Source organism: Streptomyces sp. NPDC051136, assembly GCF_044455745.1.
Classification (GTDB): Bacteria; Actinomycetota; Actinomycetes; order Streptomycetales; family Streptomycetaceae; genus Streptomyces.
In genome coordinates this window covers 178,997-190,602 of sequence record NZ_JBITFE010000014.1, presented here as the reverse complement: position 1 = coordinate 190,602, position 11,606 = coordinate 178,997, and the positions used below count along the sequence as shown (strand labels likewise).

The window sequence follows — 11,606 nt, the reverse complement described above, 5'->3', positions numbered from 1 at the left end:
CCGTGGGGCTGCTCGGGGGTGCCCTCGGAGCGGGGGAAGAACTCGTACCAGGCGCCGTACAGGGCGCGTTCGCGCTCCACCAGCAGCGGCAGCGGTTCGGAGGAGGTGACCAGGTCCCGCAGCGGATGCCGGGCCAGCACCGCGTCCACCTCAGGCGTCAGCGCCGCCGCCAGCCGGGTGGCCACCGGCAGCGTGTCGTCGAGCAGCGCCGTCGCGGCGGCCAGCACGACGGCCCGCCCGGCGTCCCCCGGCACCCCCGCGGCGGCCCGCCGGTACAGCTCGGCCCCCTCCTCGAGCACCAGGCCGGTGTCGATGCCGGCCGGAACCTTGATGCGCGCCAGGTGGCGCCAGGTGGCGACGGGGTCGCTCCACGCCTCCACCCGGTAGGTCCACTCGCCCGGTGCGCCCGGGGTGACCTCGGCGCCCCAGCGGTCGCTGCCCGGGGCCAGTTCCCGCATCGGCGTCCAGGGACCCGGCCGGCCCTCGGGGTCCTTCAGCACGACGTTGGCGGCCACCGCGTCGTGTCCCTCCCGGAACACGGTGGCGGTGACCTCGAACGTCTCTCCCGCCACCGCCTTCGCCGGGCGCCTGCCGTTCTCCACCACCGGGTGGACGTCCCGGACCGGGATCCGTCCGATCCCCACGGTCGCACTCATCCGCATCTCACCTCCGCCGTGCTCGGGGCCGGGCGCGGGCCCGGCCTGTTGGTTGGGCCGATCGGGTCAGGCCGCACCCGAGGGGGCCTTCTGGCCCGACGGCGCGAGCCGCTCCGTCCGCTCCTGCGCGTGGGCGACCAGATGGGTCCGCAGATACCTTTCGGCGGCGTCCGCGGCCTCGCGGGCGCACCGCTTCCCCATCAGCACGCAGAGCGTGTAGCCGGAGTCCTCGAAGGTGGTCCGGACCGTGACGTCCGTGGGGGACGCCAGCATCGAACGTTCCCAGGCGCGGTAATGCCGCAGCTGCCGGGCGACTTCGCTCTTCGCGGGGAGCAGCATGGCCGGTCACCTTCCGGACGGTCCGGTGGTACGGACGAGGGCGTGGTGGACGTGCGGGTGCCGAACGAGCGGGTTCAGGACGATCGCGTCGCGCACGATCGAGTTCTCACACATGGTGCACGGATGGTGACGCGCCGTCTTGTTGGATCTTCAACTTCTTTCATCCGGCTCCCCGCCCCCGGATTCCGGCCCCGAGTCGCTCGTGTTGCACGAATGGACTACTGCTCCCACTCTGGAGTGACTCAGAAGCGATCGGTGCTCACGCTTCGTGATCGGGGAGCCCGTCCCCCAAGGGACGGGAGGAGCGAGAGCCTTCGCGGTGAGGAGCCACGACGATGAAGACCGCAGTGCCCTGCTACTACCACCTCGACGTGGAAGTGAGCCCGGAACGGGTCGGACAGGTCAGGCGCATCCTGGCCGCTCACCTCCGGTTCTGGAACCTGGAGAACCTCGTCGAACCCGTCTGCTCGGGCGCCGAGATGCTGCTGCTGGCGATCGACGAGCACGCGAGCGACAAGAACACGTCGATCGAGATGTGGTGGAACCGCCAGCACCTCATCACGGCCGTGGCGGGCAACGACCACGCGCTCCGTCCCGACCAGGACCTGCGCACCTGTCTGCAGCACCTCGCCGCCAACAGTGACGGCTGGGGCTGCTGCGCCACCGACACCGGGGCGAAGGTCATCTGGTTCTCACGCCGCGCCCGGGCCGGCGAACGAGTGCCGCTGGTGGCGAGGGAGCCCGAGCCGATCACCCAGGAGGGGTTGGACGTGCCGCGCGAGATCATGCCAGTGGCCCAGGTGGCCGGTTGGGCACGTACGGGCAACGGCGTTCTGGAGGACGCCCGGTGACCCGCGCCAGGCCGAACTGGAAGGGGTCGCCCGTGTGGAGCGGGCACCCCTATCCGCTGGGAGCGTCGTACGACGGACAGGGCACCAACTTCGCCCTGTTCAGCGAGGTCGCCGAACGGGTCGACCTCGTGCTGGTCGACGACGACGGTAATCACAGCGCCATCCCGCTGCCCGACGTGGACGGCTTCGTCTGGCACTGCTACCTGCCCGGCGTCGGCCCGGGACAGCGCTACGGCTACCGGGTCCACGGTCCGTGGGCCCCGGCCGTCGGCCACCGCTGCAACCCGGCGAAGCTGCTCCTCGACCCGTACACCCGGGCCGTGGACGGGCTGGTGGACAACCACGCCTCCCTCTTCGAGCGGGCCAGGGGCAAGCCCGACCCGGGCGACAGTGCCGGGCACACCATGCTCGGCGTGGTCACCGACCCCTTCTTCGACTGGGGCGACGACCGCCCGCCCAGGCGCCCGTACTCCGAGAGCGTCATCTACGAGGCACACGTCCGCGGACTCAGCCGCACCCACCCGGACGTGCCGGACGAACTGCGCGGCACCTACGCGGGCCTCGCGCACCCGGCGGTGGTGGAGCACCTGACGTCCCTCGGCGTGACCGCCGTGGAACTCATGCCGGTGCACCAGTTCGTCCACGACGGCGTGCTCCTGGACCGGGGGCTGTCCAACTACTGGGGCTACAACACCATCGGCTTCTTCGCGCCCCACAACGGCTACGCCGCCCTGGGCACCCGCGGCCAGCAGGTGAGCGAGTTCAAGTCGATGGTCAAGACCCTGCACGAGGCCGGCCTCGAAGTGATCCTCGACGTGGTCTACAACCACACCGCCGAGGGCAACGAGAGGGGCCCCACGCTCTCCTTCCGCGGCATCGACAACGCCTCGTACTACCGCCTGGTGGACGGCGACTGGCAGCACTACTACGACACCACCGGCACCGGCAACAGCCTGCTGATGCGCCATCCGTACGTGCTCCAGCTCATCATGGACTCGCTGCGGTACTGGGTCACCGAGATGCACGTCGACGGCTTCCGCTTCGACCTCGCGGCCACCCTGGCCCGGCAGTTCCACGAGGTGGACCGGCTGTCGGCGTTCTTCGACCTCATCCAGCAGGATCCGGTGATCAGCCGCGTGAAGCTGATCGCCGAGCCCTGGGACGTGGGCGAGGGCGGCTACCAGGTCGGCAACTTCCCCCAGCTGTGGTCGGAGTGGAACGGCAAGTACCGGGACGCCGTACGGGACTTCTGGCGCGCCGAGGAACACACGCTCGGCGAGTTCGCCTCCCGGCTGACCGGCTCGTCCGACCTGTACCAGCACAGCCGGCGCCGCCCCCGGGCGAGCGTCAACTTCGTCACCGCGCACGACGGTTTCACGCTGCGCGACCTCGTCTCGTACAACGACAAGCACAACGAGGCCAACGGTGAGGACAACCGGGACGGCGAGAGCCACAACCGGTCCTGGAACTGCGGAGCCGAGGGCGACACGAAGGACCCGGCCGTCCGGGAGCTGCGCGGCCGGCAGCAGCGCAACTTCCTGGCCACGCTCCTGCTCTCCCAGGGCATCCCGATGATCTGCCACGGCGACGAACTGGGCCGTACCCAGCGCGGCAACAACAACGCCTACTGCCAGGACAACGAGATCTCCTGGATCGACTGGCGGCTCGGCGGCGAGCAGCGCGCACTGCTGGACTTCGCCCGCCGCCTCATTGCGCTGCGCGCCGACCACCCCGTGCTGCGCCGGCGTCGCTTCTTCCGCGGCGAGACCGTCACCCACGCGGACCAGCCGCTGCCCGACCTGATGTGGCTGCGGCCCGACGCGCGGGAGATGACCGACGACGACTGGCAGCGCTCGGACGCGCACACCGTGGGTGTCTTCCTCAACGGCGACGCCATCGCCGAACCCGACGCGCAGGGCCGTCCGGTGGTCGACGACTCCTTCCTGCTGCTGTTCAACAGCCACTGGGAGCCGGCCGACTTCCGGCTGCCCGCCGCCGCCTACGGGGAGCGCTGGACCACCCTGATCGACACCGCCGACCCGGAGGGCGTCCCCGACGAGGCGGAGTACAAGGCGGGCACCCGGCTCACCGTCGGACAGCGCAGCCTGGTGCTGCTCTCCCGGCCGTCCCGCAGCGGCCGGTGAGCCCGTGAGGTCAGGTGCCGAGGCGGCGCGCGGTCACCGTGAACTGCGCGCCGTCGGCGTCCCGCAGCACCGCCTCGTCCGCGCCCTCGGAGAGCACGCTGCCACCGTGCCGCTCCGCGGTGCGGGCGCAGGACGCGACGTCCTCGACCGCGAAGTGCACCTGCCAGTGCGGCCGCAGGGAGGGGTCCGGGGCCGCTCCCAGGGCCCCCGACTCGATGCGGGCCACGACCTGGCCCTCCTGGCGCAGGACCACCTCGTCCCCCTCGTACCGGACCTCGCAGCAGCCCTGACCGGACGCCCAGTCGAAGATCTCGCCGTAGAAGATGGCCGCGTCGAAGGCGTCACGGGTGTGCAGCCGGATGAAGGCGGGACGCTTGGTGCGCCACGCGTCCCAGTCCGAGAAGAGCTCGCCCTCCCAGATCCCGAACGTCGCGCCGTCGCGGTCGGCGAGCAGCGCCGCCCGTCCGGGCGGCAGGGAGATCGGCCCGACCGCGGCGGTGCCGCCGCGCTCCTGAGCCCGCGACGCGGCCTCGTCCGCGCTGCGCACGGCGAAGTACGGCGTCCAGGCCACCGCCATCTGCCACATGGCGGCGACGGCGGCGATCCCGGCCACCGGGACCCCGTCGGCCAGGGCGATGCGGAACGGCTCGCCCAGCCGGGCGGGCCGCCACCGCCAGCCCAGCACGGCGGAGTAGAACTCCTCGGTGGCCTCCAGGTCACGGCTGGTGAGACTCACCCAGCAAGGGGCCCCGTACACGTTGTGCGTGGACAGCAGGTCCTCCGGGTGGGTGGTGGAGGTGATGTCGTGGTTCATGGCAGTCGCGTCCTGGTCTCGTCCACCGGCAGTCACCGGCTCCACACCAGTGTCCGGCCGGGAGTGCGGCGGGCGCCTGGCGAGTACCCCGCACGGGGCGCCGAAACGGTGGCGCGAGGGCCCCGGACGGCGCAGTGGCGCGCGACGGCGCGCCCGGTGAGGACGGAGACCCGGAGGTGACCATGCCCCCCACCGACGCGGCACCGGGCCCCGCCCCGGATTCGGATGCCGGCACGGACCAGGTCTTCCGGTTGCAGGAGGAGGTCCGGCAGCTCAAGGAGGCGGTGGTCTCGCACGCCGTCGTCGACCAGGCGATCGGCGTGGTCATCGCCCTCGGCGGGGTGACGCCGGACGAGGGGTGGATCGTTCTGAAGGAGGTTTCCCAGCATACGAACATCAAACTCCGCAATGTGGCGGAAACGATACTCATCTGGGGGCGCACCGGAGTGATGCCGCCCGGAATCCGGGCCGCCCTGGACGCGCGCCTGCGGCGGCCCGGGCTCAGCGGGCCTCCGTCAGGATCTCCTCGCGTATCCGGTCGAAGCAGCCGGTGAGCAGCCTGGAGACGTGCATCTGGGAGATGCCGAGCTGCTGGGCGATGCGGCTCTGCGTCATCCCGCCGAAGAAGCGCAGGTACAGGATGGTGCGCTCGCGCTCGGGCAGTGCCTCCAGACAGGGCCGCACGGCCACCCGGTCCACGACCGCGTCGAAGGCGGGATCGGGGCCGCCCAGCGCGTCACCGAGGGCGTACCCGTCGGTGCCGGGCATCTCCGCCTCCAGCGACAGGGCGGAGAAGCACTCCAGGGCCTCCATGCCGGTCCGCACCTCGGCCGTGGTCAGCTGTGCGTGCTCGGCGATCTCCTCGACGGTCGGGCCTCGCCCCGGCGTGGTCTGGGCCAGTTCCTTCGCCGCTCTGCGGACCCGGTTGCGCAGGTCCTGGATCCGGCGTGGCACGTGCAGGGTCCACATGTGGTCGCGGAAGTGCCGTTTGATCTCGCCGGTCACGGTCGGCACGGCGTACGCCTCGAAGGCGTGGCCGCGCCCCGGGTCGTAGTGGTCGACGGCCTTGACCAGGCCGAGGGCCGCCACCTGGTAGAGGTCCTCCAGGTTCTCGCCGCGGCCCCGGAAGCGGACCGCGATCCGCTCCGCCATGGGCAGCCACACCCGGATCAGGTCGTCCCGCAGCGCCTTGCGTTCCGGCCCTTCGGGCAGCCGGGCGAGCCGGTCGAACGCCGCGGCCGTGTCGGGGGCGTCGTCGTGCGGGTGGGGCTTGGTTCTGCCGGCGACACGCATCACGCGCACCTCCCTCAGCAGGGGTGCTGGCAAGTCCTCGTATATATGGATACTGAGCGCGAATGCCCCGGACGGCCACTCGAACGGCTGCGTACCGGTGACCGGTGCGTAGCCCCGTAGCGGGACGTGATGTGCGGCACGCTCCGGGTGACCGTGCAGGCCCGGCGCCGGCGGATCGTCCCTGGGCAGCGCTTGATCACCGATCAAAAGGGGCGAAGCCCCTGGCCACAGCGCATTCCGCTCATTTGACAGTGCGATCGGCGCACAGATAGGAAGCAGCGTCGAGAGGTCGAGAGGGGCACCGTGTACGAGCCGAACGTGGTCGGGGACTGGCAGGAGTACGACGAGCACACCGGCCTTCGGGTCCGCGTCCACGGTCTCGAGCAGGCCGAGCCGCCGCGCGGACGTGACGACGCCGCCGAGTCACTGACGTACTTCCGGCTCCGCGTGACCGTCGAGAACCGGGGCGGGCGGCACCTCGGCATCCACCTCGAGGACGGCCAGATCGACGTGCGGATCGGCGCCGACGGGGAGAGCGCCTTCCTCGACTGGCGCAATTCCCAGTTCATCGAGGGCTTCGACGTCTATCCGCTGCGCCGGGCCACCGCGGTGCTCTACGCGGCCGGCCCGGAGGCGAGCCTCGGCCAGGTCGACGTCCAGGTGCAGCTGCGGGTGGACGAGGAGTGGGCCGACCGCCGGCTGTGGAGCGGCGCCCTCGGGCTGCCCGACGGCTTCGGCGCGGCCCCGTGCGGCACGGTGCGGGAGGAGGGCCTCGCGCACCAGGTGAGCGCCTTCCTGCGGGGCCAGTCGGAGGAGGGCCCCGCCTGACCTGCCCGGCGGCCGTGTGCCGGGCCCGCCGGTCCGGTCAGTGCGCGATGCCGTCGATGATCTCCCGGGCGCCCTGCCGCAGCAGGGCCACCGCGACCGAGGTGCCGAGGGTGGCCGGGTCGAGCCGGCCCGCCCACTCGTGGGCGTTCAGGCGGACCTTGCCGTCCGGGGTGAACACGCAAGCCCGCAGCGAGAGTTCACCGCTGCGGTCCACGTGGGCGTGCCCGGCGATCGGGCTGTTGCAGTGCCCCTGCAGCACGTGCAGGAACATCCGCTCCGCCGTCGCCTCCCGGTGCGTCGCGGGGTGGCCGAGGCCGCTCACCGCGTCGATCAGCGCGCTGTCGCCCTCCCGGCACTGCAGAGCGAGGATGCCCGCGCCGATCGGCGGCATCATCGTCTCGGGGGAGAGGACCTCGCTGATCACGTCGGCGCGGCCGATGCGTTCCAGGCCGGAGACGGCCAGCAGCAGCGCGTCCGCCTCGCCCGCGGCGAGCTTCGCCAGCCGCCGGTTGGCGTTGCCGCGGAAGGGCACGCACCGAAGGTGCGGGTGGGTGGCGGCCAGCTGGGCGACCCGGCGCACCGACGACGTGCCGACGCGCGTCCCGTCGGGCAGCTCGTCCAGGGTGAGCCCGCCCGGGTGGACGAGCGCGTCCCGCACGTCGTCCCGCTTCAGGAAGGCGGCGAACACCGTGCCGGCGGGCAGCGGCCGGTCGGCGGGCACGTCCTTGACGCAGTGCACCGCGAGGTCGGCCTCGCCGGACAGCAGCGCGGCGTCGACCTCCTTGGTGAACGCGCCCTTGCCGTCCACCTGGGAGAGGTCGCCGAGCCACTTGTCGCCGGTGGTCTTCACCGGTACGACCTCGGTGCGCACGCCGGGGTGCAGGGCCGCCAACTCGGCGCGGACGCGCTCGACCTGGGCCAGCGCCATGGGGGAGTCGCGGGAGACGATGCGGATCAGTTCGGGGGCGGACATGCGGACACGATAGTGCGCGCGGGGGTGCTCGTGGGGCACGGTTCGCCCGGCCGGCCCACCCGCCGCCTCAGGCGTTCGGGTCGAAGGGGACCCCGGCGGGTTTGGCGGCGGCCAGGTGGGAGGCGAAGCTGCCGTCCTTGAGGCCGAAGTGGGCGCTGCCGAAGTCGTAGGAGCTCAACTTCTCGCGCAGGCCCGCCGGATAGCCGTTCCAGCCCACCAGAGCCGGGTACTGCCAGGTGCCCCGGTGGTTCTCCGGCGGCTCGTCGCCCGAGGTCGCCGGGCGGAAGCAGTGGGTGCTGATGCCGTCCTTGTGGTAGACGATCTTCGGGTGGGTGCCGTCGAAGCGGAGGGCCGACCGCTCGTACACGCTGAACGAGCCGTGGTTGGACGTCGACACGTACTGCACGGCGCCGTCCCGCACCCACACCACCACGTGCTCCCAGTCGTGCCGGTGGCCGCCGAGGCTCGTGCCGGGCAGCGCCTGGTCCTTCTCGAAATAGAGGCCGTACATGTACGCGCACCAGCCGTGGTCGCACTTGGCGCGCGCGTAGCCGTTGGTGTTGTCCAGGTCGGAGGCGTCGCGGCAGTTGCCGTTCAGCGCGCCGGTCGGGTTCAGCCCGCCGTTGACGGCTCCGTCGGCGCCGATGGCCGGTGTGGGATAGCAGCCGTCGGTGTCGTAGTCGTAGGCGGGCTGGTACGTCCGCTCCAGGCTGTCGGCGTTGCCGGGCAGCCCCGGCGGCGGAGCGGCGAAGGCGGTGGCGGGGAAGGCGACGACGAGGGCGAGGGCACCGAGCGGTACGGTGAGCCATCTCCTGCGGGGCTGTGCGGCGGTACGCGACGGCATCGCGTCCTCCTCGGACAGGGGCAGCCCAACGGCTGTGGGGGGAAGAGGAGTTCAGGTTGCCGTCTTTTCCCTCCGGTGCCAAGGGCGCACCGGCGTCACCGCGGTGAAGGGCAGCCCGACACCTGATGGGCCGTCACGGGTTCACGCCAGGTCGTCCGGAAGGTCGGCGGCCGACTCCTCGGGCGCCAGGTCGGGGCGGAGCCTGAGCCAGGACGGCTGGCGCAGCATGCCCTCCCGGGTGCGGGTGCTGTAGCGGACCTCGCCGACCAGCCGGGGGACGACCCAGCGCGCGCCGGGCACCGACGGCACCGGGTCGAAGGGGCAGACGTCCGTCGCGGCGGCCGCCAGCAGCGCGGCCAGCTCCGTGCGCTCGCCCTCGCTCCAGCCGGTGCCGACCCCACCCACGTAACGCAGCCGGCCCGCGGCGCGCTGACCGACCAGGACGGCACCGGGCAGTCCGCCGAGCCGCCCCCTGCCGGGAAGCCAGCCGCCGACCACGACGTCCTCGCTGCGCATGTTGCGGATCTTGACCCAGGCCCGGGAGCGGACGCCGGGCTCGTAGACCGAGTCCAGCCGCTTGCACACCAGCCCCTCCAGGCCGTGCTCGCGGGTGGCCCGCAGGGCCTGTTCGCCGTGGCCGACCAGCGCGGCCGGGGTCGACCACGAGGATCCGTTCAGGCCGAGGTCCGTCAGCCGCTCGCGGCGGCCGGTGTAGGGCAGGCGCAGCAGGGAGCGGTCCGCCAGGTGGAGCGCGTCGAACAGCACCAGGTGCACGGGGACCTTCGCCGCCCGGTGCGCCGCCCGGCCCGGGTCGTGCGCGAGGCCCATCCGGGACTGGAGCAACTGGAAGTCGGCACGCCCCTGTTCGTCCAGGGCCAGCACCTCGCCGTCCAGGACGGCGGGGGTGCCGCCGAGCGCGGTGGCGAGCGGCGACAGCTCGGGGTAGGCGGCGGTGATGTCCGCTCCGGAGCGGGCGCGCAGCAGGACGCTTCCGTCGCCGGGCAGGTAGACCACGACGCGCTGGCCGTCCTGCTTGGTCTCGTAGGCCCAGCGGGCGTCCTGCCCGGCGGCCGGCAGGGCGCCGGGGGTGGCGAGCATCGGAGGGATCAGCGGCAGCTCCACGGGTCAGTTCTCGACGGGCCCGGAGGCCGTCACGCGCGTTGCCCGTCAGGTTCGCCTGAACGGCGCCGGTCCCGGGGCGGGGCCGGCGCCGTCGCGGTCAGTGCGCGGAGGCGGTCTTCGTCGCGACACCGTCGGTCGCGGCCGGTCCCGTCACCGGGACAGCGGGGCGGTGCCGGGGGACGAAGGACGCGATGGCGAAGGCCAGCAGGGCCGCGCCGGCGCCGATGGCCATGACCACCTTGAACGCGTTCTCCGACGGCAGGGCGAAGCCGCCGAGGTCGACCGTCATCTGGGCCAGGATCACGCCGGCGATGGCGCTGGCGACCGAGGTGCCCAGGGACCGCATCAGGGTGTTGAGGCTGTTGGCGGCGGCCGTCTCGCTCGGCGGCACCGCGCCCATGATCAGCGACGGCATGGCGCCGTAGGCGAAGCCGATGCCCGCGCTGATGACGCAGGAGACCAGTACCAGGTGCCAGACCTCGGACATCAGCACGATGTTCAGGCCGTAGCCGGCCGCGACGATCAGGGCGCCGATCATCAGTGTCACCTTCGGGCCCCTGGCCTTGGAGACCTTCGCGGAGACCGGGGCGAACGCCATCATCACCAGACCGGACGGCGCCATCACCAGCCCCGTGGTCAGCAGGGAGCGGCCGAGTCCGTAACCGGTGGCCTCGGGCAACTGCAGCAGCTGCGGAAGCACCAGGGACATCGCGAACATGGAGAAGCCGATGGCGATGGACGCCAGGTTGGTGAACAGCACCTGACGCCGGGCGGTGGTGCGCAGGTCGACCAGCGGTGCCGGGGTGTGCAGCTCCCACCAGCCCCACACCAGCAGGATCACCACGGCCGCGGCGAACAGTCCGAGCACGGTGCCCGAGGACCAGCCCCAGTCGCCGCCCTTGGAGATGGCGAGGAGCAGGCTCGCGAGTCCGGCGGCCATGCCGATGCCGCCGGGCAGGTCGAAGCGGCCGCCGGTGCGCACCGCTGATTCGGGCACCAGCGCGAGGACCAGCACCAGGGAGACCGCGCCGAGCGCGCCGGAGAGCCAGAACAGCATGTGCCAGTCGAGCTTGTCCGCTATCAGCGCGGCGGCGGGCAGCCCGAGCGCGCCGCCGACCCCGAGGGAGGCGCTCATCACGGCGGTGGCGCCGGCCAGCCGCTCGGCGGGCAGCTCGTCGCGCATGATGCTGATGCCGAGCGGGATCACGGCGGCGGACAGGCCCTGCAGGGCGCGGCCGACGACCATCGGGACCAGCGCGTCGCTCAGCCCGCAGACCGCCGAGCCGCTGATCAGCAGCACCAGGCTGAGCAGCAGCATCCGCCGCTTGCCGAACATGTCGCCGAGCCTTCCGACGACCGGCGTGGCCACGGCGGAGGCGAGCAGCGTGGCGGTCACCGCCCAGGCCGCGTCCGAGGCCGACGCGTCCAGGAGCTCGGGCAGCTCCGGGATGATCGGGATGACCAGGGTCTGCATCAGCGCGACGACGATCCCGGCCAGGGCCAGTACCGCCACCACGGCGTTCGGCCGCGGAGCGGCGGGAGAAGCGGACATGGAGGAGCCTTTCGGACGAGGACGAGCCATGACAGCGATGACGAGCGAGGAGTGGGTCGACGGACCGGAGGGTCGGAGGGCCGAAGCAACTTTAAGTCAGTCGCTTGAAGTATCGTACGGGGTGTGGCGGGCGTCAGCGCGCCCGGGCCGGGCGGCGTCCCGGCGCCGCCGCCCCGTAGGCTCTCGTGAG

At 72.3% G+C, this 11,606-nt stretch carries 12 protein-coding genes; 4 read left to right on the top strand and 8 right to left on the bottom strand.

The features are described 5' to 3' along the window. A partial coding sequence (locus ACIBCJ_RS33285) for a maltotransferase domain-containing protein (RefSeq protein WP_362510961.1) occupies positions 1–662 on the bottom strand: 662 nt, incomplete at its 3' end. Between the two features lie 60 nt (positions 663–722). Beyond that, on the bottom strand, positions 723–995 hold the full coding sequence (locus ACIBCJ_RS33280) for a DUF5133 domain-containing protein (protein ID WP_362104215.1): 273 nt from the start codon (positions 993–995) through the stop codon (positions 723–725). Positions 996–1,330: 335 nt separating this feature from the next. On the opposite strand from ACIBCJ_RS33280, the gene ACIBCJ_RS33275 reads away from it, so the two are divergent. Next, complete coding sequence (locus tag ACIBCJ_RS33275) at positions 1,331–1,846, top strand: pep a2 (RefSeq protein ID WP_362104211.1); 516 nt, start codon at positions 1,331–1,333, stop codon at positions 1,844–1,846. After that, positions 1,843–3,990, top strand: a complete 2,148-nt coding sequence (glgX, locus tag ACIBCJ_RS33270; protein ID WP_362510958.1) for a glycogen debranching protein GlgX — start codon at positions 1,843–1,845, stop codon at positions 3,988–3,990. The genes ACIBCJ_RS33275 and glgX overlap by 4 nt, the downstream gene beginning before the upstream one ends. A gap of 10 nt (positions 3,991–4,000) precedes the next feature. On the opposite strand, the gene ACIBCJ_RS33265 is transcribed toward glgX, so the two are convergent. Beyond that, positions 4,001–4,804, bottom strand: coding sequence for a VOC family protein (locus ACIBCJ_RS33265; RefSeq protein ID WP_362104207.1), 804 nt, complete (start codon positions 4,802–4,804; stop codon positions 4,001–4,003). A gap of 182 nt (positions 4,805–4,986) precedes the next feature. On the opposite strand from ACIBCJ_RS33265, the gene ACIBCJ_RS33260 reads away from it, so the two are divergent. Next, on the top strand, positions 4,987–5,358 hold the full coding sequence (locus tag ACIBCJ_RS33260) for an ANTAR domain-containing protein (RefSeq protein WP_365981395.1): 372 nt from the start codon (positions 4,987–4,989) through the stop codon (positions 5,356–5,358). Here the strand turns inward: ACIBCJ_RS33260 and ACIBCJ_RS33255 are convergent. Beyond that, positions 5,306–6,097, bottom strand: a complete 792-nt coding sequence (locus tag ACIBCJ_RS33255; protein WP_362104227.1) for a SigB/SigF/SigG family RNA polymerase sigma factor — start codon at positions 6,095–6,097, stop codon at positions 5,306–5,308. The two genes, ACIBCJ_RS33260 and ACIBCJ_RS33255, sit on opposite strands and share 53 nt — an antisense overlap. Positions 6,098–6,400: 303 nt before the next feature. Here ACIBCJ_RS33255 and ACIBCJ_RS33250 point away from each other — a divergent pair, with 303 nt between their 5' ends. Then, positions 6,401–6,925, top strand: coding sequence for a hypothetical protein (locus ACIBCJ_RS33250; protein WP_362104205.1), 525 nt, complete (start codon positions 6,401–6,403; stop codon positions 6,923–6,925). A gap of 37 nt (positions 6,926–6,962) precedes the next feature. Here the strand turns inward: ACIBCJ_RS33250 and hemC are convergent, their stop codons facing one another. The 4 genes from hemC to ACIBCJ_RS33230 all read right to left on the bottom strand — a co-directional run bounded on the left by hemC (position 6,963) and on the right by ACIBCJ_RS33230 (position 11,416). Continuing rightward, complete coding sequence (gene hemC / locus ACIBCJ_RS33245; RefSeq protein ID WP_362510952.1) at positions 6,963–7,898, bottom strand: hydroxymethylbilane synthase; 936 nt, start codon at positions 7,896–7,898, stop codon at positions 6,963–6,965. 67 nt (positions 7,899–7,965) lie between these two features. Continuing rightward, entirely contained in the window at positions 7,966–8,742 is a 777-nt protein-coding gene (locus ACIBCJ_RS33240; RefSeq protein WP_362104201.1) for an NPP1 family protein, read from the bottom strand. A 141-nt stretch (positions 8,743–8,883) separates the two neighbouring features. Beyond that, a complete protein-coding gene (locus ACIBCJ_RS33235) occupies positions 8,884–9,864 on the bottom strand; it encodes an ATP-dependent DNA ligase (RefSeq protein WP_365981394.1) in 981 nt (326 codons plus the stop codon). A 97-nt stretch (positions 9,865–9,961) separates the two neighbouring features. Then, a complete protein-coding gene (locus ACIBCJ_RS33230) occupies positions 9,962–11,416 on the bottom strand; it encodes an MFS transporter (protein ID WP_365981393.1) in 1,455 nt (484 codons plus the stop codon). Positions 11,417–11,606: the final 190 nt, after the last annotated feature.

What these genes read in the sequence shown, in the direction of transcription:
- ACIBCJ_RS33280 (WP_362104215.1), bottom strand. Translation starts at nt 995, where the DNA reads ATGCTGCTCCCCGCGAAGAGCGAAGTCGCCCGGCAGCTGCGGCATTAC.
- ACIBCJ_RS33275 (WP_362104211.1), top strand. Translation starts at nt 1,331, where the DNA reads ATGAAGACCGCAGTGCCCTGCTACTACCACCTCGACGTGGAAGTGAGC.
- ACIBCJ_RS33265 (WP_362104207.1), bottom strand. Translation starts at nt 4,804, where the DNA reads ATGAACCACGACATCACCTCCACCACCCACCCGGAGGACCTGCTGTCC.
- ACIBCJ_RS33260 (WP_365981395.1), top strand. Translation starts at nt 4,987, where the DNA reads ATGCCCCCCACCGACGCGGCACCGGGCCCCGCCCCGGATTCGGATGCC.
- ACIBCJ_RS33255 (WP_362104227.1), bottom strand. Translation starts at nt 6,097, where the DNA reads ATGCGTGTCGCCGGCAGAACCAAGCCCCACCCGCACGACGACGCCCCC.
- hemC (WP_362510952.1), bottom strand. Translation starts at nt 7,898, where the DNA reads ATGTCCGCCCCCGAACTGATCCGCATCGTCTCCCGCGACTCCCCCATG.
- ACIBCJ_RS33240 (WP_362104201.1), bottom strand. Translation starts at nt 8,742, where the DNA reads ATGCCGTCGCGTACCGCCGCACAGCCCCGCAGGAGATGGCTCACCGTA.
- ACIBCJ_RS33230 (WP_365981393.1), bottom strand. Translation starts at nt 11,416, where the DNA reads ATGTCCGCTTCTCCCGCCGCTCCGCGGCCGAACGCCGTGGTGGCGGTA.